This is a genomic window from Chloroherpetonaceae bacterium, from assembly GCA_033763895.1.
Classification (GTDB): domain Bacteria; phylum Bacteroidota; class Chlorobiia; order Chlorobiales; family Thermochlorobacteraceae; genus JANRJQ01.
The window spans coordinates 132,682-157,535 of sequence record JANRJQ010000010.1 but is presented as its reverse complement, the minus strand read 5'-3'; the positions used below and the strand labels follow the sequence as shown (position 1 = coordinate 157,535).

The window sequence follows — 24,854 nt, the reverse complement described above, 5'->3', positions numbered from 1 at the left end:
TATGACGGAAAAAAATTACTACACCGATTCCTACAAAACAGAATTTGAATCAATCGTCACTCGTATTGAAAGAACGGGTGAAAAATATACTGTTGCCCTTGATAATACTTACTTTTATCCCACCTCTGGCGGTCAAGAGCATGATCTTGGAGAAATTTCGGGAATTAGGATTGATTCTGTTCTTGAGAGTGAAAATGGTGATATTTTTCATTTCCTTGCCTTCGAACCTTCTTTTGCTGTTGGAGATAAAATCACCGGAAAAATTGATTGGAATCGTCGTTTTGAAAATATGCAGCAGCATACCGGTCAGCATTTGCTATCCGCTGCATTCGAAAATTTATTCGGCATCAAAACCCATTCTTCGAGACTTGGAAATGACGTTGCGACCTTAGATTTATCAACTGAGAAACTCTCTGATTCTCAAATTCATGATGCAGAACAGCTTACCAATCGCATCATTTGGGAAAATCGCCCCGTGAAGATTCATTTCGCCACTTCCGATACGATCCAGAGTTTTAAACTACGTGTTCTACCAAAAGTCATTGGCACAATCAGAATTCTCGAAGTTCCTGAATTTGATTTAACACCTTGTGGCGGCACTCATGTCAAGCAAACTTGTGAGGTGGGCATCGTCAAAGTGATTCGAACCGAAAAGCTAAAACAGGGGATTACTCGCCTTGATTTTCATTGTGGACAAAGAGTTCTTAGGGATTATCATTTCAAAAATCAACTTGTCACTTACTCGGTACAAGTGCTTAGTGTGCCCCAACCACGTCTTATCGAAAAAATCGAACGGATAATTTCAGATTCCAAAGAAAAGGATAAAGAACTTGCCGCTCTTCGTTCTGAATTGGCTCAAAAAGAAGCGCGAGAAATCATAAAATCACTTCCCACGAGCGACCATTTAATGGAAGGATCTTTTTCGCTTTGGTTTAGTATTTATGAAAATCTTCGGCCGGAATCGTTTCAAACCTATGCTGAAACTCTTAGGAAACAAACAAAGTGTTTTGGAGTTTTGGCATTGGTTGGAAATAACAAGGTTCAAGTTGTCGTCACGAGAAGCCCGGATCTTGGGTTTGATTGCAACGCACTATTGAGGCAACTTCTTTCACACTTGCAAAGTGGGAAAGGCGGTGGCAAAGTTGATAACGCACAAGGAGGTGGAACTTGGGCTGGAAAGATTTCTGATCTCTCTACAGCATTTCGCTCGGAGCTTAACACCTTCCTTTCAACCAAATTAATATCATGATTTCTTTCTTTGGGCAAACTTTGATTTTGTAACTATGAGCATGCAGTATTACTTTATGTAATATTTTAATCCTTTTATGGGATTTCATTACTCAATCACCTTATGCACAAAGTATTTGTCGTCGATGACGACCCGAGTTTTCGTACCCTTTTGGTAAAAATTTTATCCAAAGACTATGAGGTTACCCCTTTTTCAATCCCATCTGAATGTGTAAAATCGGTTGAATCCAACCCGCCAAACTTAGTAGTGACCGATTTTTCAATGCCTGAAATTAACGGGGTTGAACTTGTTCGGATGATTAAATCAAAGACACCGGAGGTTCCTGTCATTGTTCTCACTGCATTTGGAAGTATTGAAATGGCAGTTCAGGCCTTGCAAGCAGGTGCTTTTCATTACCTCGAAAAAAAGTTTTCCGATCCCACATTTACCACTTCAAACTTTACCGTTCTGCGAACTCTTGTGCAACGGGCAATTGAAAGCGGTGTTTTGAAAACCGATAACTCACGCTACAAGCAAGAGGTTGAAGTGCTATCCCGAAAAGTTCGTCAATATCGCTCCCCAATTCTAATTGGTGAAAGCCACGCAATGGCCAACGTGCGATCAATCATCGAGCAAGTGGCTTCGATAGACTCTACTGTGTTAATTCGAGGTGAAACAGGGTCAGGAAAAAATGTCGCCGCGGAAATGATTCACCACCACTCCACACGCTCAGGAAAAGGGCAATTTGTTGAAATCAACTGCGCAGCTCTCCCCGAAAATTTGCTTGAAGCTGAGCTATTCGGCTACGAACAAGGCGCATTTACAGACGCTCGGTCTTCCAAAAAGGGACTTTTTGAAATTGCCAGTAACGGCACCATCTTTTTGGATGAAATTGACGCTGCTTCACTTTTAGTTCAATCCAAATTGCTTACCGTTCTTGAAACCCGAACCTTCAGAAGGCTTGGCGGAAACAAGCCCATCAGTGTTGATGTTCGTATTATTTGTGCATCCAATAGCGCTCTTGAAGAAAAAGTCGCGAAACGCGATTTCCGGGAAGATCTTTTTTTTAGAATCAATGTGGTTTCAATTTCAATGCCTCCGCTTCGAGAATTGGGAAGCGATATCATTTTAATTGCAGAAAAATTTATCGAACAATTTTCTGTTGAAATGAATAAACCGATTGCTTCACTGACCGACTTGGCAAAAGAGAAATTGCTTAGTCACTATTGGAAAGGAAATGTTCGAGAACTGCGGAACGTAATGGAACGCGCTGTGATATTCACTAAGGCAGGTGACTCCATTACCCCGGAGCAAATCATTCTCTCTTCGAGCGAACGAATCCCGAAAGAACATCAGATTCAAAGTAAAAATGAAGAACCGATTTTTTCAATTCCTATTGGAAAAAGCTTAGAAGAAGTGAAATGGTCTTATATTCAGGCAATCTTGAATTCAGGCAAAAGCTACGGCGAAGCCGCAAAAACATTGGGTATTTCAGCAAAAGCCCTTTGGGAAATTCGTAAACGAAATGGTTATGAAGATTAGCTCATCTAAACAACTCTTTCACGATGGCCTATTTTATACCTTCTTCGATTGCTTTATTTAACTAGAAATAACTTTTGGATTTTTGATCAATGCTAAGCCGAGTCGCAAATTCGTTCTATTGGATCGCACGATATATCGAGCGTGCTGAAAATTACGCGCGTTTTATCAGTGTGAATCTGAACCTTATCCCTGATCTTCCAAGCGGCAGTGGTGAACAGTGGGAGCCTTTAATTTTCACTTCTGGCGATCAAGAACTTTTTAAGGAGCGTTATGGCGAGCCGTCTCGTGAAAACGTGATTCGATTTTTGACCTTTGATGAATCAAACCCAAATTCAATTTTTTCGTGTATCCATTCTGCTCGTGAAAATGCCCGTACCATCAGGGAAAATCTTCCTTCTGAACTATTTGAGCAAATCAACAAATATTATCTCTCTGTTCAAAATACAATGACTCATAACCGATTCGCGCTTTCTGAATCAGCCACTTTCTATAGCGAGATTCGCAATGCAAGTCATCTTGTTAATGGCATTTCAGATTCATGCCTTACCCATACCGAAGGTTGGCATTTTTTAAACATCGGGCGCCTTCTTGAACGGGCTGATAAAGCTTCCCGTTTGCTTGATGTCAAGTACTTTATTCTCCTTCCATCGGTTTCGACTGTTGGAACACCTTTTGACTTGCTTCAATGGTCTGCCTTGCTAAAATCTATCAGTGCCTTTCAAATGTATCATAAGAAATACAGCAAGTCATCTCCACAAACAATTGCTGAATTTATCTTGCTCGATCGGGAATTTCCACGTTCCATTCACTATTGCCTTATCCACGCTGAAACCTCACTTAGGCAAATTTCAGGATCAGAACCAAGCAATGAAACGTCTTTAAACATACTTCTTGATTTCTCGAACATCGCCCAAAAAAAATTGGGTCTCCTGCGCTCAGAGCTTGACATCATTTCTATTGAAGAAATATTTAATTTCGGATTGCATGAGTATCTCGATAAGCTTCAAATTGAAATCAATAATGTTGGGTTAGCCATTCACGAAACTTTCTTCTCCCCAAATTGAACGTCACTCGCACTGCCTTGATTCGCCGCCTCAATTTCAATCGCTTCCCTCTAGCCATAATTTCTTTATACATTTTTTTACTTTTTTTTGGATTTCAAAACCTTACAGCGCAAGAGTTAAGACCCGAAAAGAGGGGAACCCGAAGCGATACGTTGAAAAATAAACCTCGACTTGATCCAACAAAACCGGCACCCGCAAAGAAGAAATCCATCGTAGTATTGCCTTCGGAGCACTCCCTTCTCACACCGTTCGCCAAGATTGAAAACACAGGGCGCGATTTGATTTACCACCGTCATGTTGAAGATTTCTTTATTGATCTCCCAAACATTTACTTTCGTGATAAATTTGAATTAGGCCAGTTAAATGAACTGCTCATCAATGGATTGGGAACGCGACACCAATCAATTTTCTTGGACGACGTTCCCCTCAATAACCCAATTGATGGTAATGCCCTTTATACATTTCTCTCAAGTGAATCCTTTTCTGAATTAAGACTTTTTTCAGGCAGTGGTTCATTGATGTATTCCTCTCAGCCGTTCTCGTTTCACTCTGAAACAGAAAATTTCCTTGCAGCTGAGGCCTATACTAAAATTGTTTTTTTTCAATTTGCTGGGGGAACATCCAAAATCGATGTCACATTTACCCGAAACTTTTCGGAGACCCTCAATTTCTATTTAGGGTATGGGCGCGAAGGAACAGACGGGCTTTATAGTAATCTTGGAAGCCAAACAAATGCACGCTTCGGCTCGCAATCTGAAGTCAATCGTGTCAGAGCAATTCTGCGATATCAGCTCTCAAAAAATGCCCAACTCCATCTCTCTTTGAATACATCGAATATGATTATAAAACCCTATGGCGGTATCGATCCGGTTGCAACCACTGAACTCGATGCGGATATTTTTGATTTTCGCCGAGCGGTAATTTATGGACAATATCGCTCAATGTCACTTTCCTTTACATCTCTTAAGGCGTCTATAGAAACACCACTTCCTTTTTTTTCTGATTCATCAAGCGGCTTCAAACTTTGGGCTTTTACAACATTTTACGGATCACTATATGAAAAAAATGCCGTTTCAGGATACACCGCAACCATTAACGGCACTTCGGTTTCGCGTATCGATAGTTCAGTATTTTCCGACAGTCAAGATGCGTTAAGAATGGGAATTGGAAGTAAAACGGAACTTCGTCTTGACCCATTTACACTTGGTTTGAGAGGAAATTATGCCATTGAAAATATTGGAACCAACAACACATTACAATCTCCAAATAATGAATCAATTCAGCCTACCACCAATCAGTTTGATGTCCGAGGTGTTGGAAAAATCCGATTTGATAGTTTGCTTTTTGGTACACCGCTTGAGGCCTATGGTTCAGCGGGGCTCTCGTTAGTTAATACCAGTGGTACCGGCGGGCTCAATAATACATCCTCTATCCCACAAACGGGTATTGGGGGATCTTTTGCACTCCCTCTTGGATTAAACGGCAACGATCAAATTGAATTTTCCGCCGATTTGCTTAGAACAGAACGATTACCGTCTCTTCGCGAAGTTTTCTCGGCGGATTCGCTTCTCCGAGGTTCTTTGAATTGGCGGAGTGAAAAAATTTTAATGGGCACCCTTTCCGGTAAAATTTTGATTGATAGTACGCATCAATTTTATGTTTCGCTGACCAATACCTCGGTCCTGTCACCAATCGCAATTGTTCAAACGGTTGATTCTGATTTTTCTACAGCCGGCTCTTTTAAGAGTATAGAAAATACACTCAGCTACTCTGCAATTGGGGCAAGTTACAAATTTCGTTTTCCATTGTTTAACCTTGGCGATATAGAAACAAGTGCCGCTATGACACTGGTATTGAATTATTCACTTGTAGAGTCACCAGAAGTGGATTATGAAACCGGGTTTAACTTTGATAGAAGTAACCCCTCAACAACACTTACCACAAATCGTCTCTATGCGATTCCGAAGTGGTTTGGGAACCTTTCTATTTTTTATTCGGGAAATTTATTTGATGGGGCGTTACGGCTTAAAGCTGGTCTTTACGGTTACTTTATGTCTGATCTCTCTCTCGCAGTTCAAAATTCGGAGCGGGCACAACTTTTTTTCTTCAATTTAATTGAAGATGCAAGTGGCCTTCGAGACAACAATTTGCAATGGGGAGTTCAAGCACCTACCGGCAGAATTGATTTCCTCCTTTGGGCAGGAGTCGGAAGCGGGGTCATCTTTTTTTCAATGGAAAATCTTTTGGATTCTTCCTTTTTCAAGGCATCATTTTTTCCTCAAATTCCAAGAACTTTTCGTTTGGGAGTTAGTTGGGAAATATTAAACTAAATTATTGATACACTTTAATCAAAATTCAAGTTCTTAATAATTGAATTAAGACTTATAGGCTATTTCAGCCTATTCTTACCATTAATTGTTATATCCACTAAAAGAGGCACAAAAGTTTTGTCATCTTCGGTGTAGCGAACACAATCAAGCATTTTAAGAGCACGAAGCGCTTTTTGTAGATCGGTTTCCGTCATCCCCATTTGCACTGAAAGTGTTTGAAAAGGAATCATAGCGCCATTATTGGCATCTTTGTGAGACTTTATCGCCCCGAGGATTGAATTTTGAAGTTCCCGCTCTGTCATATTGGGATTTAAAAATGCGTTTAATAAAAAAAGCCGTTTACTCACAAAACTGAAAGTAAAACGGCTTACGTGCCCGAGAGGAGACTCGAACTCCTACACCTCGCGGCGCTACCACCTCAAAGTAGTGCGTCTACCAATTCCGCCACCCGGGCAATTCACCTTAAGAAAAAACGGGCGGCATCGAAGCCGCCTCGTGTTGTGTGAATAGATGGATTCGAACCATCGACCCTCTCATTAAAAGTGAGATGCTCTACCGACTGAGCTATATTCACAACTGCCACAAACCTATAGAAAATTTGCGGCGCAAAATACGAAACCGAAGTTAATCGTCAAGCGTTCCTGAAAAAAAACTGAAACGAAAATTAATTATTTCGATAACGCAAACGCTTTTTATGTCGATTCTTCCGACGGCGTTTTTTCCGTTTGTGAGTCGCCATTTTATGACGCTTTCTTTTTTTTCCGCAAGGCATTGTTTCTTTTCGTTAAAGTTTCAAAAAACTGTGTAACCCTCTTCTGAAGACGACTGCGAATACTTCTTATCCAATTTTATCCTTGAAATAAGTTGATCCTCAAATTCACCGTTCAGGCTTGATTTTGGGCGAACTTTAAATTACAACTTTTTCGTTTTTCCACAAAATTTTTTTTGATTCTCCTATTTTCAAAAAAATAACTTCTTGAGCCTTGCTATACCCCGTTATGATTCTCTATCTTGAAGACCAGAACTTAATCCATTTCCTAATAAGCCAAATTTCACGGCACATGCTAAACCTTCTGTTGAAAAGCCTTCTTTTCATTTTAATTTTACCCTCTTTTTTCTCATTCCTTCGCTCACAAACTCCACTTGACGAAAAAATTAATTTCAAGCGGCTTCTATTAGAACGAGGTGAATCGCAAAGTAGAATTAATAAAACGCTTCATTCAAAAACAGGTTTGTTGTGGGTAGCAACTTCTGAAGGGCTTGCTCGCTACAATGGATATCAAACCTATTTTTATCGCAACAATCCACTTGATTCCACCTCTTTACCTTCAAATGACATCCTCTTTCTTATTGAAAAATCTTCCACTGAGCTTTGGATTGCCACCGATGAGGCGGTTTCGCTCTTTAACCCAATAACGGGTAAAGCAGTCCGATATTACTCACAAACAGAGGAAGTTGAATTGACTTCAGAGAAAGGGTTAAATGGATTTATTCAAGGTTTACACATTACTCAAAGCGGGAAAATTTGGGTAGGGACAAGTCTTGGTCTTTATTCATTTAATCCTTCTAACAATCAGTTTGAAAAATTCGAACTGCCCTTTGAATTCAGTACTAGAGCGTTTAAGGAGTTACCCGCAGAGCGATTGGTTATTGGTGGTGAATCCAATGCGGGAGCGAAACTTCTTGTGCTTGATGGTCAATCCCTCACGATTGAAAAAGAGATTTACGAAGGGAAAAAAATGATTTCCGGTGATGCCATTCTTTCTATTGAATCTTCATTAGAATCGCCTGAGGATCTCTTGTGGGTTGGAACAAGAAAAAGTGGGTTGTACCAAATTTCTTTGAATGAAGAAAAACCGCTCAAACATTTCGATTATGCACCAAAGTCGTCGCTTGGCTTGAGAACAAGCTATGTGAAATCACTTTCACTTAACAGAACCGGTTTATTTAAAGGAATCTTGTTTATCGGAACTTCCGATGGACTTCATCTTCTCTCTCAAGATCAAAGCAAAATGACCGTTTTATTGCCAGACGTGAAACGCAAAGCATCAATCTCTGATAACGAAATCACATCGCTCTCTCATGACTATGCCGGAACACTTTGGATTGGCACGGCTTCAGGGGGGTTAAATTTGCTTCAAACACAAAAATCTCCGTTCAAAATTTTTGATTTAAAGGACCTAAAACAAGATGCCTCCTTGGGAGGAAGTTATGTAAATGCCATTTATGAAGATGGCTCTGTTCTTTGGGTTGGTACAAATAATGGGCTTTTAAGACATGATTTAAGTGGGAAAGAATCGGACCGGCGCTTTTTCTTTAAATCCGGAGAATTGCTTTCGAATACTGTTAATGCAATTACTAAAACAACCGATGGACGTTTATGGCTTGGAACTGATGCAGGTATCAGTATCTATGACCCTCAAACCAAGAAATGGGGTTCATTTCAAAATGATCTTGAAACTGGAGGCCCGTTACCCGATAACTATATCTCTTCCTTTTTGTTATCAAGCAAAGGAACACTTTGGGTGGGAACTGCTTCGGGTCTCTCGAAATTCAACCCTCAAACAAATTCTTTCGAAACATTTACTTCAAAATCATCTGACACTCAAACACTTCCTGATAACGAAATCCTGACTCTCTTTGAAGATAATGCTCACACCATTTGGGTTGGTACCGGTTCAGGGTTATGTAAAATGATTGATGAGTCTGGAAAGTTTGAACGCATTCAATCAAAGAGCGATAAAATTCTTTCTTTGAGTCAAGATTTCAATAACAAATTATGGATTGGTACTTCATACGGATTGTATCGCTTAGAACCAACAACATCGCAACAAATTGGCTTTTTTGATATTGACGGACTCGCCGATAATACATGTTTCGGGCTCTTATTTTCGCGAGATTCCTCGCTCTGGATTTCTACTCCAAAAGGAATTTCAAAGTATATGCCAAGTGGCAATACCTTTATTACCTATGATGTGTCAGACGGTTTAGCGAGTAACAATTTCAATTTTGGGGCATATCATGTCGGCAAATCAGGCACATTCTATTTCGGTGCTGGCCGTGGCATAACAGCCTTTGACCCTGAAACCTTTACACATCGTTATACGCCTCCTGTTGTGATTACTGCCTTTAAGCGTTTTGGTAAAATTGAAAATGATAACCTCCAAAATGGTGCTGATATCACACTCTCATATTTGGATAGCTTTTTTTCTTTTGAATTCGCTTCTCTTGATTTTGTATCTCCGGAAAAAAATCAATACGCATATAAACTCGAAGGATTCGATAATGATTGGGTTTACTCCGGTTCACAACGCGTTGCTTCTTACACCAACCTTGACGGTGGGAACTATCGCTTTATGGTCAAAGGCTCTAACGGAGATGGAATTTGGAACAATACCCCGTTTGTCATATCAATTCATGTTATTCCTCCGCCGTGGAAAACTTGGTGGGCATACACGCTTTATGTGCTGTTTGGTGTTGGAAGTATTCTTGGCATTTTTATCCTTAAAGCCCTACGCGACCGAAAAAAACTTGAAGCTCAAGCTAAAGAGATTGAAGCTCAGCGCATTATCAATGATCGCTTGCAACAGCTCGATAAACTTAAAGATGAATTCTTAGCCAATACTTCTCATGAACTTCGAACGCCGCTGAATGGAATAATCGGAATTTCGGAATCACTCATTGATGGGGCTACAGGCCCCCTTCGCGAAGAGACCAAGAAGAACCTGACGATGATTACTTTCAGCGGAAAACGATTGGCAAACTTGGTTAATGATATTCTTGATTTTTCAAAACTCAAAAATCAGAATATTGAATTGCTACAAAAGCCGGTTGATATGCGGCAGATTGTAGAAATTGCTTATGCTTTGCTTCGCCCTTTAATTCAAGGGAAACCAATTGTAACTAAAAATGAAATTCCGGATGATTTCCCTTCTGTGCAAGGAGATGAAAATCGAATTCAACAAATATTGCTCAATGTGATTGGCAATGCCATCAAGTTCACTGAAAGCGGTGAAGTAAAAGTAACTGCCAAAGAAAAAGGCGACATGCTTGAATTTTCGATTCTCGATACCGGTATCGGCATTGCTCCCGAAAACTATGGTAAAATCTTTCAATCTTTTGAACAAGGAGACGCTTCTTCTACGCGTCAGTATGGAGGAACAGGCCTTGGACTTTCAATTTCCAAGAAGTTAATCGAGCTTCACGGAGGATCGATTTGGTTTGAATCTGAAGTCAATAAAGGCTCCATTTTTACAATCTCATTGCCAAAATCGGTTGAAGTTGCAGAAAAAATTAATCTTTCGGCCGAGTTGGTTTCAAAAGTTAGTCAAGTTTCTGCCGGGGAGCCTGAGCTCGAAGAGATTTCTCGTGCTGCAAATGAAATCGAGATTCTCAAAACAGGTGAAGTTGATTCGCGTCAGTTTAGAGTTTTGGTTGTGGATGATGAACCTGTTAATGTTCAAGTGCTTGCGAATCAATTAAGACTTAATAATTATTCTGTCTCACAAGCCGTAAATGGCGTTGAAGCCTTAAAGATCATTGATGAGTCAGAACGGTTTGATGTTATCTTACTTGACATCATGATGCCAAAGATGTCGGGCTATGAAGTTTGTAGAAGGCTTAGAGAGAAATATCCTGCCATTGAACTTCCGGTTATATTACTCACTGCAAAAAATCAAGTTGACGATTTAGTCGAAGGTTTCAATGTCGGCGCAAACGATTACCTGACAAAGCCTTTCACCAAAAAAGAATTGTTCTCTAGAATCCGAACTCATATCTCACTTTCAAAAATCACCCTTGCGTATGGACGGTTTGTCCCTCATGAGTTCCTTCGCTTTTTAGAACGAGAAAGTATTGTTGATGTTAAACTAGGTGATCAAGTTCAACGAGAAATGACCATTCTTTTTTCTGATATCCGTTCATTCACATCTCTCTCTGAAAAAATGACTCCGGTCGAGAACTTTAATTTTATCAATTCCTATTTAAGAAGAATGGGGCCTATGATTCGTAAGAATAACGGTTTCATTGATAAATACATTGGCGATGCGATTATGGCCCTATTCCCGCTTGATGCCGATGACGCAGTAAAAGCGACAATTGAGATGCGCCGCGAATTAAAAATTTACAATCAACACCGTGAAAACAATAAGTATCCTGCAATTGAAATTGGACTTGGGTTACATACGGGAAATTTGATGTTAGGAACTGTCGGAGAATCCGAAAGAATGGAAGGCACTGTCATTGCAGATGCGGTCAATCTTGCGTCAAGAATGGAAGGGCTTACGAAAATCTATGGCGCAACCATTCTCATTAGTGATAAAACTTATTTTAAGCTGAAGAATCAAAATGATTATTCAATTCGAGCCCTTGGGAAGGTTCAAGTAAAAGGCAAAAAAGAAGCCGTCAGTATATATGAAATCTTTGATGAAGATTATCCCAAACTTTTTGACCATAAACTCTCCACAAAAGAACGATTCTTTGAAGCCTTAGACCATTATTACAATGCCCGGTTTGATCTTTCTTTGAAGCTCTTTCAAGAAATTTCAACCCTTAATAAAGAGGATAAAGCTGCAAAATTGTATATCTCTCGATGCAATTACTTTATTGAATCAGGAACTCCGGAGGATTGGGTAGGTGCAGATATGATGTCGGAAAAGTAGAATAAAAGAGATAATTGATTGTAAAAAATAGTGTTTTAGATTCTCACGCCCGTTAAAGGATTCGCTTAGGGGTTATCTTTATTGTATTAAATTTTATGAGCTTATCTTTTTTTAATTAATTCATTTCAGTTATGGTTCGGAAGCTTTCATTTTTTATTGCGGCGTTATTTACGCTGATGTTCATCGCATTCCCTTTGGATTTATTGGCCAATGATGACCAACCTAAAAAAGGAAAAAATAAAATTCAATTTGTTGAATATGATCTTCCAAACGGGTTACATGTCATATTACATCAAGATAAAGCAGCACCCGTTGTGTCTTCTTATGTTCTATATCATGTTGGAAGCAAAAATGAAAAGAATGACAGAACCGGATTTGCCCATTTTTTTGAGCACTTGATGTTCGAAGGCTCTGAAAACATACGTCGAGGGCAAATAGACAAACTCATTTCTGGTGCCGGGGGAAATCTCAATGCCTCAACATCTTTCGACTTAACCGATTACTACATTAATCTGCCAAAAAATCAGTGGAAACTTGCCTTATGGATTGAATCCGAACGGATGCTTCACGCGAAAATTGATTCCGGTGGTGTTGAAACCCAACGCGAAGTGGTTAAAGAAGAGCGCCGTTTGCGCGTCGATAATCGCCCATATGGAACTCTTTTTGAAACCATTTTTTCTACCGTATTAGATTCTTCTTCATATTCTTGGACACCCATTGGCTCCTTTCAATACATTGATAAGGCTACGATTGACGAGTTTCGCGACTTCTACCGCGCCTATTATGTTCCTAACAATGCCACCCTTTGTTTAGCCGGAGATATTGATATTGAAGAGGCGAAAAAAGTTATAATAGAATACTTTGGATCGATTCCAAAAGGAAAACCGGTTGAAAGGCCTAAGGTTATTGTTCCAATGCAATTCTCACCAAAAGAGTTAAGGGTAGAAAAGGATAATACACCGCTTCCGGCAACTCTTCACGGGTGGAAGTCTGTCGCGCAAACACACCCCGATGCAAAAGCACTCGAAATGCTTTCCAATGTTCTCAGTTCAGGCAATAGCTCAAGGCTAAACCAAACTTTGGTTCAAAACACGCAAGTTGCTGTTCAAGTCCAAGCTTTTCCTTTTTTTCTTGAAGATGCAGGAATGAATGGTGTGTTTGCTGTTGGCAATAGCGGTGTCAATGTAGAAACATTGGATTCACTCATTTCACTTGAATTAGAAAAAATTGCCGGAGAAGGAATTACGGAAGAGGAGTTTCAAAAAGTTCGCAATCAAATTGAATCTCAATATGCTTCTTCATTTGGGACTGTTCAAAGTCGTGCCCGCGAGCTCGCCAACTATTATGTTTTTTATGGCAATACAAATCTGATTAATACTGAAGTCGATGAATACATGAAGGTCACTCGCGAAGATATTCAACGCGTAGCCAAAAAGTATTTCAATAAAGAAAGTAGAAATCTCATTCACTACACGGTTAAGAAGCGAGACTAATCCACTGAATTCAAACTGATTTTTTTTCAATTTTGACTTGTAAATCGATAAATATGAAACTGAAAAATTTCTTTTTTACATCAATTGCAATTGCGATTGTTACCGCGTTAAGTTCTTGCGGAGCCAATCAAACCGCAGTCTCTACCGCTTCAATTGACCGCTCAAAACCTCCTCTTCCGGACGCCGCGCCGCAAGTCTCATTTCCTGAATTCCTTGATACCACCCTTTCAAACGGGCTTCGCGTTTTCTTGATTGAAAGCAATCAAAAGCCTACTCTTACGATGCGTATGGTGATTCGTGGCGGTTCTTCCTTTGATGGCGATAAATCTGGGCTTGCTGATGCTGTTTCAACTTTATTAGGTAAAGGTTCACAAAAACGAACCGCGCTTCAATTTGCTAAGGAAGGCGATTACATTGGTGCATCATTTGGTGCAGGCTCAAGCGATGATGCCGTTTTCGTAAATATTTCCGGCCTTTCCCGCCACCAAGACAAGCTCTTTGATATTTTCACGGATGCCCTTTTTAATCCTACTTTTCCCGAAGATGAACTCGAAAAATTCAAGCGTCAAGCCGTTTCGGGGGTTCAAACACGTCGACGAACGCCGGGAGCTTTAGCATCCATTTTATCAACACAAGTTGCGTTTGGCAAACACCCTTACGCAAATTTTGATGACGAAGCCAGCATTAGCTCAATCTCACAAAAGGATGTTCAGACCTATTATGCGCGTTTCTTTAATGCTTCTAATGCATCGCTGGCCGTAGTTGGAGACTTTAAAGCTTCCGAAATGCTTCCTTTACTTGAAAAACAATTTGGATCTTGGAAAGCTGGCGAACCTGCCCCTGAAGTTGCCAATGAATTTCCAATTCCCGATGGAATCTCGGTTCACTTGGTTGATTTACCCGGTGCTGTGCAGTCGAGTGTTTCTGTTGTGATGCCGGCCTCTGCTCGGCGAAATCCCGAGCTCGCCGAGTTTTCTCTGGTTTCATCAATTTTGGGCGGCGGGTTCTCTGGTCGTTTATTTCAAAATCTTCGTGAAAAACACGGGTGGACATACGGTGCTTATACCAATGGAAATTACTACCGTCAAGGTGGATTTTTTTCTGCAACAGCTGAGGTTCGAAATGTGGTCACCGATTCAGCAATCACCGAAATTCTCAGCGAAATTAAACGGATTCGCACAGAACCTGTCCCTCAAAACGAACTTGTATTACAGCAAGAATATTTAAGTGGGAATTACTTACTAAGCCTTGAAAACCCTGAAAGAACGCTTGTTCGCGCTCAAGACATCACCGTTTTTGGCATTTCAAAAGATTACTATAAAACCTACGTGAAAAAGGTTTCATCCCTTACTTCAGAGCGCGTTCTAGAGCTTGCTCAAAAATATTTGAGCGCAAAAAATGTTTACATCACAGTTGTAGGAGATGCAAAAGAAATTAAATCGAAACTTGAAAAATTTGGCAAAGTCACCGTTTACAATACCGACTTTGAACCCTTGTCTGATTTACTTCCACCTGCACTTTCTTCCGAAGCCCTTTTAGAAAATCATTTTAAGGCTTTAGGAGGCGTTGCATCGCTTAAGAAAATGAATAGTCGTGAAATGAAAGGAAAAGTAACCATTGAGTTTCCGGGACGTTCACTGGATGGCACACTTGAAATGAAGGAGAAATCTCCAAATAAATCTTACACCAAACTCATAACACCGGTCATTTCACAAGAGATTTATGTTAATGGGAAGAGGGCCGTTGATGTTTCGCCTAGAGGCTCCAATGAGTTATCTGGAAAAGAACTTACTGAACGATTAGAGTCTTCCATTTTCAATGTGCTTTTTCGATTAAAAGAAAATGGCGTTTCTCTGAAAGTATTGGGCATGAAACCAACAGGAGAAGGAATGAACTATCATACAGAATTAATCTATCCTTCAGGAAAAGTTGATCAGTTGGTCTTCGACGGAAACTCATTTATGTTAATTGAGCAAATAACTAAACAATCAACTCCTCAAGGAACAGAAGTTGAAGCAAAACTTCAATACTCCGACTATCGCCCTGTTCAAGTTTCAAAAAACAAAAAGGACGGTACGATTTTATTACCCTATAAACTTGTTCGAACGGTCCCTCAGGGGCAATTCACTTTGGTGATTACTTCCACTGTTGAAAGCTATACTATTAATCCAACATTGAAAGACGATATCTTCGAAAAGAAATAATCTCGTCTCTCATTTATAACTTCTATGCATTCATTTCAAATCAAAAGCCCACTAAAAGTGGGCTTTTGATTTTGAATAATTTTAAACCTTTTCTTCCCAACAGCCGTACCAACTATAATAAGTTTCTAAATCAAAAGAATTGATTTATGTACCGCAGTTTACTGTTTCAAAAATATCTCAGTCGAAGGGTAGTTTGGACAATTAGTTTGATTGCTTTCTTTATCGCTCTCAACCTTCTTTTATAGCTTTTTTTGGAGTTACAGTTTGAATTGAAATTTCAATTTGAAGATTGGATTGTAAATAACTAATCTCTCAAAAACTTTGCATAAAGCAGAGATCCCGCTGATAAGCAAAGTAATAAAGGCCCGATGAATAAAGCACTTTGAAGCGATTCGCTGCCAATATTCTGTCCAAGTTTATCGCTAATAAATCCTATCAGCGGTGGAATTAGTCCGTAGCAAATCCAATTCACAATAAAGTAGTAAAGCCCAATGGCCGCACCTCGTTCCCCTTCATGAACAATCTCGTGAACATCAGCAGTTGCCGCCCCAAGCCAAGTCAGCGATAACCCAAGAAGAGTAAAATAGGCGGGCTTTACGGCTTCCAGAGAATTAGAGAAAAGAATAAAAGAATAGAGGGGTATCATAAGTAATGCAATCAACGCCATCGTAAGGAGCCTTCCCTGTTTGCGTTTTCGGGCAACTTTATCCGCTAATATTCCACCAACAACAGTTCCAAGTAGCCCGACAGTCGCGATTGAAACTGAAATTAACGCCCCTAATTCAACCCTTGCTATTTCAAAGCGTGCCGATAGGTAAACGGGCATCCATATTGTTAATGAATTGGCTACACCCCCTAAAAGTGCATATCCGAAATTGTGCCATAAAAGTGACGGATGTTTTTTAGGTAATGATAAGATGAGGTCGATTTCCTCTCGAATCTTCAATTCCCTTTTGATTGATTTCTCCTTTTCGGCAACCGTATTTTCTTTCAACATTAAAATAAAAGGGACCCAAATCAACCCTACATAACCGATTGATTGAAAGGCAACTCGCCAACCAAATTGCGCTTCTATTCGTGGGCCAAATAAAAATGCAACAGAAGTACCAATTGCAATCGCGCCTGAAAAAATTGATTGTACACTTGCTCGCTTTTCTTTAGGAAAATAAAATGAGAGAAGTGATAATGCCGCCGGCCCTAATGTCGCTTCTCCGACACCAACCATAACCCTACAAAAAAACAATTGCCAAAAATTATTCGCTGAACCTGAAAGCCCTGAAAAAAGACACCAAACCGCAAGTCCGATTGCAATCATTTTTTTTCTACTGACTTTATCAGCTAACCGACCAAATGGTAGTCCTAACAGCGTATAAAACAAAACAAACGCCGTTGAACCCAATAAAGCTATTTCAAAATTGTTTAATTGGAATTCATTTTTGATTGGAGTGAATAAACTGGCAATTAGGATTCTATCTGTAAAATTGAGGATGTAGGCGATGAGGAGAATAAAGAGTGCGCTGTACCTTTCGAATTGTGGGAGGCGCATTTCTTAGATTTTTTTTGTTTCCTTTTCAGAAACCGTTTTTAATTCACCAATGTGATGGCGATACCAATTCACTCCGGCATACTTGGCGTTGATTTGATAAATCTCGGGCTCATTTTCCAACAACGCTAAAATATCAGATAATGAAAAAATGGGAGACTCAGGCTTGTAAAGTTTTTCATAGACCACTTTAATAAAATCGTAGTCCTCTTGGTAATCGATGGTAAATCGATGAGACATAGAATAGTTCAGCCCGCTTCCCCAAACAACATTTCCGATGCGAAACCGCTCCGGCTGCTCCCAAAAAAAGGGCGTTGTATGTTCTCTCTCATATGGCTTTGAGGCTTCTTTCGCCGCTAATTCAAGAAGATCATAAGGCATACACTCAACATCATTCCCATCCGGGTAAGTGGCGGGATGTAGGTTACTGACAAAATCATAGTTCCCTTGTTGAGAAGTATAAAATGAAAGGACAGTGTCGATTACCTCAGGGTCAATTAGCGGACAATCTGAAGGAATTTTTACAACTGTATTGATTTTAACTCCGGAGATTTGCTCGAAAAATTGGGTTGCTTTGAGGTGCCGGTCCAGCAAGTCTGTAGGGTGACCACTAAAACATTCCAAATGATGCTCTTTGCAAATCTGACGAATAGGATCGTCTTTTTCTTCGATTGTTGTGGCGACAACTAATGCGAAGGGTGTTTTTGCGGCCTGAATCCGCTCAATCTGTCGCCACAGAATGCTTTCACCCAGAATCGGAAAAAGAGTTTTATTGGGAAGACGCGAAGAACCTGTTCTTGCCTGAACGACAACCAATATAGACATTGATTCGCTTAAGGCTTGGATGCAAAAAGATTTAAAACCAATTCGGGAGCGTAATCAGCATTAACCCAATTTGTTACTTTTGCTCTTGAATAAACCGGGGCTTCAGCGCTATCAAGAAGCTCTCTGCAATAAGTAGCAATATTGGCGGCTGAGGTTCCTCCGTTCTGAATCGGCGTCATGCGCTTGAGATCGGTTAAATCAAAATCAGAATAAACTTCCTTACCTAAAGCAATTCCAACATATACTGTGGAAGAAAATCGAGTTAGGAGAACATCACAGTTTGCAATCATCTCTTCGGTTACACCGCCTTGAAAAACCAAAGTCCCAGCAGGTGCCCACTTTTTAATTTCTCGCTCTGCTCGCTTACGATTTTCGTTCGGGTGTAGCTTAAAAATGATTTGTCGCCCTTTTGCAATATCTACGGCTTTTTGAATAAAAGCTTTTCGATTTTCAATTTTGAATGTTTCTCGCGCGTCTGAAGTGCACACCAATACAAAATTCTTATGTGGGAAGTCGTTTTTGAGTGATTTTGCGCAGTCATCGAAATTAGGAATGCCGGTTACTTTTATCTTTTCAGGTTTTACCCCTTTTCGAATAAATAAATCGGCATAGCCTTGACTCGCTACGCAAAAATAATTGTATTGATCGCTGATTCCCGTTGTCGAGGTACTTGCTATCCACCTTGGCAGGATTGGAAATAGTTTAACCAAATGGTAAAAAAAGTTTTCAGGGTCGGTCATTCCTTCCTGAACAACAATCATCTTTTTACCCTTTAAGTTGTTTTGAACCACAAGGTCTGAACAACTAACGACTAAATCGTATTCATCGGCATTTTTTCCACCGAAGTCCACCTTTAAGTCGTGATAATTAAGGTAAGAAAGGCATCGGTTTACAAGTTTTTCTCCGATGATTGTGGTATTTCCGAGTCCCGTTACCCTTAAAAATTCTTCAAACTTATTCCCGTAATAGGGAGAAAAGTAATGTTCAAATTCAGGGAGCTCTTTCGATATTTTATGCATCTGTGTGGTTTGATTAATCGAACCACAGACATAAAAAATTTTTTTCTTCTTTTCAGGCATCCTAGCTCAGTAGTTTTCAAAAAAAACTTCAGATACAAATACGGAATCCGTTTGATTGAGTTCCAAAAATGAAATACAATTAAGTTACACTTATAACACTTTCTAAAAACACCTCAAAAGTGATTTAATAAAAACTTTACATGAAATGACTTTCAGTCATAAATTAAACAGCGTTTCGAAACTCATAAATTCCACAAAGATAGAAAAAATTTCTCACAGGATGTCAACCATTGGATTGGAAGTAAAATGATCCATTTGCGGTTCACTCGCTCTTTGAAACCTCACTAACCGTATCTCTGATGTTTAAACCCATCAGTGACAGCAGTCCATACCCCAAAAAAATCGAAAATAGTTCCTTGGCTCGCTTCAAAATCAAAAAAGAAACGGCAAGCGAAACGGCATCTTCAAAATTCAAGGATTGAAGCGCAGCGATATAGCCGGAATCTTGAATCCCTAATCCCGCTGGAATCACAAACGCAAGTGAGCGGACAAGCGAGAGAGTGACTTCAATAGAAACAAGATTTTGCCATTCAAAAACGGCTCCAAGAAGCCAAAGTAAAACCAAGGTTTCGAAGGCTTCAAAAAGCCACCCGATTAAAAAGAAAATGACAGAGAGAAACAATTCAGCCCAATGAACTTCTTTAAATTTTGAAAGATGATTGTCTGTCTCTAAAAATTTCTTTTCTGCCTCGAGTAACCAATTTCTAATGGCACTGATCGAAATTTTTGAAAGAAATCGATGCAACTTCGAGGAAATATCACCATTAAGTGAAATAGATAAAGTTCCTGTAAACAAAGCAAACATCACGAGGGCCATTCCAATCATAACCCACCCAAGGGCGGAGTTAGAGAACAAGTAAATAGAAAGTAGTTCAACAGCTTGAAACCCTACAATCACACAGAAAAGGATGTAAAAGGAGTGAGCAATTCCAAGTAAAGATTTTTTTACGACCACGCCAGCCATTGCTTCAGAAAATGGAAGCTTGAAAATTTTTGAAACCAAATAAGCTTTTGCTCCTTCAGCAATTGGTGCTCCGGCTGGCAGGGACAAGAGCATTGCTTCAGTTGAGAGTCGAATTGAAAAGAGTCTCAACAGTGACACTTTATTCCCCAAAGAATCGATGACAAATTTCCACCCGAGTGTATCAAAAAAACTTGTAGCCAAATAAGGAATTGGAATTAACAACGCGTACCAACCAACACTTCTCACCAATTCAATAATTTTCACCCAATTGGCTTCTGAAATCAGATTGATAAAAAGCAACAGTACAAGTCCGAAAATCGCATATCGGAATGTTTTGGATAGTATTGATTTCTCTTTTTTCAAGGTTTTTTTTGATTGAGAATTTTAGGTTGGATAAAGTACCTCTCGATAATTCACGAGTTCATTGAGGAATTGAAACAATTGCATTTGTTTGCAAATTATTGAAAATTGCATCAACTTTAAGATTACTTTGCCCAATTATTTTGAATCATATACTTATCCGTTAAAAGATTTTAAGAGTTGCTTTTGATTTCATATTGATCACTTAAACATTTCCAATGCTATGGCTTTAGTAAACAATACCTTCAAAACTTTGCCTGAGATGTTTGCAGGCGTTTTTTCACATTTTGCAGGACGAACCGAAAAATTTGCCTATTGCCGAAAGGTAAACGGAAGGTATCAAGGAGTGACACATGATGAATTAAAATCCGAAGTCCATCAATTTGCCGCCTACCTCAGTTCAGTAGGTGTTGAAAAGAGTGATCGTATAGCGATATTATCTGAAAACCGTTTAGAGTGGGTCATTGCTGATATGGCCACATTAATGCTTGGTGCAATTGATGTTCCGATTTATCCTTCACTTCCGCCAAACCAAATTTCCTACATTCTAAATAACGCGGATGTAAAAGTGGTCATTTGCTCAAATTCTTTACAATTAAATAAGATTCGAAAAATCCGCTCTGAGGTTCCTTCACTTAAAGTAGTTATTTCTTTTAACGATTTAGAACAATCCGACGAAACGGTTACCGAGTTTTCATCGGCAAAAAAGGAGGGGAAAAAATATGCGAATTCTCATCCGAATTATTTGAGCGGGATTCAAATTTTTCCCGACGATCTTGCGACTTTGGTGTACACCAGTGGAACAACCGGAAACCCAAAAGGCGTCATGCTTACTCACAGAAATATTTGCGAAAATGTTCGCTCTTGCGATGATTCAATGTGCCGCCCGCTTAACATTGGTCAAGAGGACATTGCCCTTTCATTTTTACCGCTTTCACATACTTATGAACGTACTGCAGGTTATTACTTGATGTTTGGCGTTGGTGCTACCATCTATTATGCCGAAAGCATCGAAACCGTTAGTCTCAATATGACGGAAGCTAAACCCACTTTTGTCATTACCGTTCCGCGTCTCTTTGAGCGAATTAAATCTCAAATTTTTAAAGGGGTTGATTCCGGGCCGGAATCTCGAAGAAAAATTTTTTATTGGGCGTTGAATGTCGGTCAGATGTATGCGAAAGCGCGACGTAAACAGGAAATCTCGACATTATTAAAAGTTCAATTTGCAATTGCAGATAAATTGGTTTTCTCTAAACTTCGTGACCGTTTTGGAGGTCAAATCCGATATTTTATTTCCGGCGGTGCCGCTCTCCCGAAAGAAACTGGTGAACTCTTTGAAGCATTAGGAATTATTATTCTAGAAGGTTTTGGACTTACAGAAACTTCACCGGTTACACATGTGAATCGGCCGGCGAATATCAAGTTTGGAACCGTAGGCCCACCAATCAAAAATGTTGAACATCAAATTGCGAAAGATGGAGAAATTTTGCTTCGTGGTCCAAATATTATGAAAGGGTATTGGCGCGATGACCAAGCGACCAAGGAAGTGATCAATGAAGACGGTTGGTTTCATACCGGAGATATCGGTGAAATCGATACGGATAATTATCTCAAAATCACTGATCGAAAAAAACACATCATCGTCAATTCTGGCGGAAAGAACATTGCACCTCTTCCAATCGAAAATCTTTTAGGTGCAAATCCTTTTGTTGAACAAGTGGTGGTTATTGGTGAAAAACGTCCATTTCTTTCAGCAGTCATTGTTCCGAATTATGATATGCTTAAATCTTACTTCAAGCAAAAAGGGCTTGAAATCGATGATCATGAGGAAATTTTGAAATTAGACTCAACGAAAAAAATCTATGAAGATCTGATTCGAAAAATTTCCCGCGAGCTTGCAAGTCACGAAAAAGTTCGTCGATTTATTTTAGCTCCAGAAGCCTTTTCGATTGATAAAGGGGAAATGACACCAACTTTGAAAGTCAAAAGGAAAGTGGTTGAGGAAAAATTTAAAAATGAAATTGAAGAAACCTACCGAAGTCTTGCTTATGAAGCCGATTAAAACACTTGATTAAAAAATTCTTGAACAGTCTTTATCAATTCGTTTTCATTTGAAATGGACGGTGTAATCACTGTCCATTTTTCATTTTCATATCCCCACTTCAATTTCCACTTTTGAATTTCTTCCTTCGTTGTTTCACCAATTGCAAATAGAGCACATTTAATATCGTTTTTAGCAATCTGTTCACAAAAACTATTGACTCCAGAAGGGCTGTGAAATATCACGCAAGCATCTTTGCGTACAATCGATTCAAGAATCAATGACTTTTGGCTTTCTGAAACCTTCAAAAAAAAATTCTCATAAATTTCCAATGTTGTGCATTTTACTCCATTTTCTCCAAACCAATTCGGGATCTCTCTCTTTGACTTATTGCCTGCAATAAAAAGAAAATTCTTATCTCGATCGTTTTCTTTGATGATCAGTTCAAGCAGCGATTTGGCATGATATGCAGCCGGTAGTGATTTCATTTCACCGCCGAAGTGCCTTGCCGAATCAAATGTTTTTTCACCTATGGTATATATCTCTTTTTTCTTAAGGAGCGGATTAATCGAAGGGTTATTCTCAATATTCATTTGCAATCCCCTCACAGCATTCACGCTTGTAAAAATAAGTGAGGAACAATTTCCCAATAGATATTCGAGCGTTTGAAAATCAACTTTTTTATATCTGATTTCGATAAAAGGGATTTGAATAACGTCGAAATCTAATTTTTTTAGCTTGGTTGTCAGTGATTCGGAATCAAGGATTGGTCTTGTGAGAATGATGAGCGGTTTCATTTCTCGTTATTCTCCGGTTTCTGTCGAATTTCATCTAGGATTTCTCTAGCACCATTTTTCAAAAGCTCATTTGCCAGCGTCATTCCTAATGCTTCTGCATCCAAAACTGAATATGATGAACCGGAGATCGAATGACGAATGGATTTTCTTCCATCTAGTGAGCCGACATAAGCACTGATTTTAAGCAAATGACGGTCGCAAACTGCATACGCACCAATTGGAATCTGACATCCACCTTCAAGAACGCGAAGGAGTGCGCGTTCTGCTTTTGTTGCAAATTCAGTTGGCGGATGGTTAAGATGATTAATCATCTCTTCTATTTCACTGTCCTGCTCTCTTGTTTCGATTCCTAAAGCTCCCTGACCAACCGCGGGTAATAATTCACTTTCTGAAAATCGATAGCTAATTCGTTCATGAAATCCCAAACGAAAAACACCTGCATAAGCCAACATCATTGCATCAAAATCCGACTCATCAAATTTTTTAAATCGTGTATTGAGATTTCCACGAATGTCGTGAATTTCAAGATCAGGTCGAAGTGCAAGTAATTGTGATTTTCTTCTCAGGCTTCCAGTCGCAATTTTTGCCCGGTTAGGTAATTCAGAGAACAAAATTTGCTTCTTTGCGATGAGCACATCTTGCGTGTTTTCTCGTTCAGTTATTGCAGCAATTTTTAACCCCGGCGGCGTCAAGGTCGGTAAATCTTTTAAGCTATGAACGGCCAAGTCAATTTCCTTACGAATTAAGGCATGTTCAATTTCGCGAGTAAAGAGACCCTTATCCCCGATTTTCGAAAGCGGCGAATCTAAAATTTTATCTCCGGTGGTTTTGATATGAACCAATTCTACATTGAGTTCGGAAAATTTTGCCTCAATCTTTTCCTTTACAAAGTTTGCCTGCCATAAAGCAAGCGGACTTGAACGCGTTCCAATCTTTAAATGGCTTTTCATTTACGATTTTTTTTCTTGATCCAATCGCTCGATAAGCTCAAATTGATAAACACTTTCATCACTATCTAAAGAGATTGTTTTGGTTAGAAATACTTTTTCACCATTCGTGATTACTGCATTTTCAGAAAAAAACTCAAATGGATAAAATAGATTCGTAGAAAAATCAATGCCCTTTTCTGAATTTTTTGGAACGATTGCCATCAAATCATTTTGGGGAGAAAGGAGATAAATCAAAGTGTCTTGGAAATCATAAGTATCGAATAGCTTCTTAGATACCGAAATTGCGCCCAGAATTGGAGTATTGAGTGAATTTTCTGAAAGTACTATTTCATTCCAAATACCATCGGGGTATAGCGCCGCTACAGATTCGTTCACAATTCGAAATCGAAATAATAATGTAGGTTTACCGCTTTTGACCGTTCGATCTTTCCAAACCTCTTTCGCAATAATTTTACATTGTACCACCCGAATCAAATTTTTTCTAGAAAGATAGACTTGCCAAAGGCCAAAAATCCCAATTAGCAGAAAAACCGCACCGATCCAGAAATAAATAGAATCGTCACTTTCTCGATCAAAAATAAATTTAAGAGAAAGCGGTATGACGAGGAAAAAAAGTGAAATCGTTGAGCAACCCAAGCCGATCGACCGATAGAGCTTAAAGTCTAAATCGCTAATTTTTTTTGCTTCGTCATAAATTTCACCCCATCGGATATAGGAATACTTTTCTAAACCTTTCATTTCTATTCGCTCATATCAAGAGTAAATTCAATTCGA

The 24,854-nt window shown here is 39.4% G+C and carries 16 protein-coding genes and 2 tRNA genes; 8 read left to right on the top strand and 10 right to left on the bottom strand.

The features are described from left to right. Position 1 precedes the first annotated feature (1 nt). From SFU91_08845 to SFU91_08830, 4 genes are all read left to right on the top strand, one after another. Complete coding sequence (locus SFU91_08845; protein ID MDX2129127.1) at positions 2-1,249, top strand: DHHA1 domain-containing protein; 1,248 nt, start codon at positions 2-4, stop codon at positions 1,247-1,249. A 102-nt stretch (positions 1,250-1,351) separates the two neighbouring features. Beyond that, positions 1,352-2,770 (top strand): sigma-54 dependent transcriptional regulator, encoded by a 1,419-nt coding sequence (locus SFU91_08840; GenBank protein MDX2129126.1) that lies wholly within the window; start codon positions 1,352-1,354, stop codon positions 2,768-2,770. An 89-nt stretch (positions 2,771-2,859) separates the two neighbouring features. Beyond that, positions 2,860-3,834, top strand: coding sequence for an alpha-E domain-containing protein (locus SFU91_08835; protein ID MDX2129125.1), 975 nt, complete (start codon positions 2,860-2,862; stop codon positions 3,832-3,834). Then, entirely contained in the window at positions 3,831-6,164 is a 2,334-nt protein-coding gene (locus tag SFU91_08830) for a hypothetical protein (GenBank protein MDX2129124.1), read from the top strand. Before SFU91_08835 ends, SFU91_08830 begins: the two co-directional genes overlap by 4 nt. 59 nt (positions 6,165-6,223) lie before the next feature. Here SFU91_08830 and SFU91_08825 read toward each other — a convergent pair whose 3' ends face one another. From SFU91_08825 to SFU91_08815, 3 genes are all read right to left on the bottom strand, one after another. Beyond that, on the bottom strand, positions 6,224-6,466 hold the full coding sequence (locus SFU91_08825; GenBank protein ID MDX2129123.1) for a hypothetical protein: 243 nt from the start codon (positions 6,464-6,466) through the stop codon (positions 6,224-6,226). Between the two features lie 70 nt (positions 6,467-6,536). Continuing rightward, positions 6,537-6,618: transfer RNA gene (locus SFU91_08820), tRNA-Leu, on the bottom strand. 47 nt (positions 6,619-6,665) lie between these two features. Continuing rightward, positions 6,666-6,738, bottom strand: a tRNA-Lys gene (locus SFU91_08815). A gap of 487 nt (positions 6,739-7,225) precedes the next feature. Here SFU91_08815 and SFU91_08810 point away from each other — a divergent pair. The 3 genes from SFU91_08810 to SFU91_08800 all read left to right on the top strand — a co-directional run bounded on the left by SFU91_08810 (position 7,226) and on the right by SFU91_08800 (position 15,521). Continuing rightward, positions 7,226-11,824, top strand: coding sequence for an ATP-binding protein (locus tag SFU91_08810; GenBank protein ID MDX2129122.1), 4,599 nt, complete (start codon positions 7,226-7,228; stop codon positions 11,822-11,824). Positions 11,825-11,955: 131 nt separating this feature from the next. Next, positions 11,956-13,317: a pitrilysin family protein gene (locus SFU91_08805; GenBank protein ID MDX2129121.1), complete on the top strand. Its 1,362-nt coding sequence runs from the start codon at positions 11,956-11,958 to the stop codon at positions 13,315-13,317. A gap of 53 nt (positions 13,318-13,370) precedes the next feature. Next, positions 13,371-15,521 carry a pitrilysin family protein gene (locus tag SFU91_08800; GenBank protein ID MDX2129120.1) on the top strand — a complete coding sequence of 717 codons (2,151 nt, stop codon included), beginning with the start codon at positions 13,371-13,373 and terminating at the stop codon, positions 15,519-15,521. Positions 15,522-15,825: 304 nt separating this feature from the next. On the opposite strand, the gene SFU91_08795 is transcribed toward SFU91_08800, so the two are convergent. The 4 genes from SFU91_08795 to SFU91_08780 all read right to left on the bottom strand — a co-directional run bounded on the left by SFU91_08795 (position 15,826) and on the right by SFU91_08780 (position 20,295). Beyond that, positions 15,826-17,067, bottom strand: coding sequence for an MFS transporter (locus tag SFU91_08795; protein MDX2129119.1), 1,242 nt, complete (start codon positions 17,065-17,067; stop codon positions 15,826-15,828). A gap of 3 nt (positions 17,068-17,070) precedes the next feature. Then, positions 17,071-17,889 (bottom strand): glycosyltransferase family protein, encoded by an 819-nt coding sequence (locus SFU91_08790; GenBank protein MDX2129118.1) that lies wholly within the window; start codon positions 17,887-17,889, stop codon positions 17,071-17,073. Positions 17,890-17,897: 8 nt separating this feature from the next. Continuing rightward, positions 17,898-18,968 (bottom strand): hypothetical protein, encoded by a 1,071-nt coding sequence (locus SFU91_08785; GenBank protein ID MDX2129117.1) that lies wholly within the window; start codon positions 18,966-18,968, stop codon positions 17,898-17,900. A 262-nt stretch (positions 18,969-19,230) separates the two neighbouring features. Further along, entirely contained in the window at positions 19,231-20,295 is a 1,065-nt protein-coding gene (locus tag SFU91_08780; protein ID MDX2129116.1) for a lysylphosphatidylglycerol synthase domain-containing protein, read from the bottom strand. Between the two features lie 220 nt (positions 20,296-20,515). Here SFU91_08780 and SFU91_08775 point away from each other — a divergent pair, with 220 nt between their 5' ends. Continuing rightward, complete coding sequence (locus SFU91_08775; GenBank protein ID MDX2129115.1) at positions 20,516-22,354, top strand: long-chain fatty acid--CoA ligase; 1,839 nt, start codon at positions 20,516-20,518, stop codon at positions 22,352-22,354. On the opposite strand, the gene SFU91_08770 is transcribed toward SFU91_08775, so the two are convergent. From SFU91_08770 to SFU91_08760, 3 genes are read right to left on the bottom strand one after another with little or no spacing between them, the layout of a single operon-like run. After that, positions 22,351-23,130, bottom strand: coding sequence for a uroporphyrinogen-III synthase (locus SFU91_08770; GenBank protein MDX2129114.1), 780 nt, complete (start codon positions 23,128-23,130; stop codon positions 22,351-22,353). The two genes, SFU91_08775 and SFU91_08770, sit on opposite strands and share 4 nt — an antisense overlap. Next, a complete protein-coding gene (gene hemC / locus SFU91_08765) occupies positions 23,127-24,080 on the bottom strand; it encodes a hydroxymethylbilane synthase (GenBank protein MDX2129113.1) in 954 nt (317 codons plus the stop codon). The genes SFU91_08770 and hemC overlap by 4 nt, the downstream gene beginning before the upstream one ends. Continuing rightward, positions 24,081-24,818: a hypothetical protein gene (locus SFU91_08760; GenBank protein ID MDX2129112.1), complete on the bottom strand. Its 738-nt coding sequence runs from the start codon at positions 24,816-24,818 to the stop codon at positions 24,081-24,083. Between the last annotated feature and the right edge of the window lie 36 nt (positions 24,819-24,854).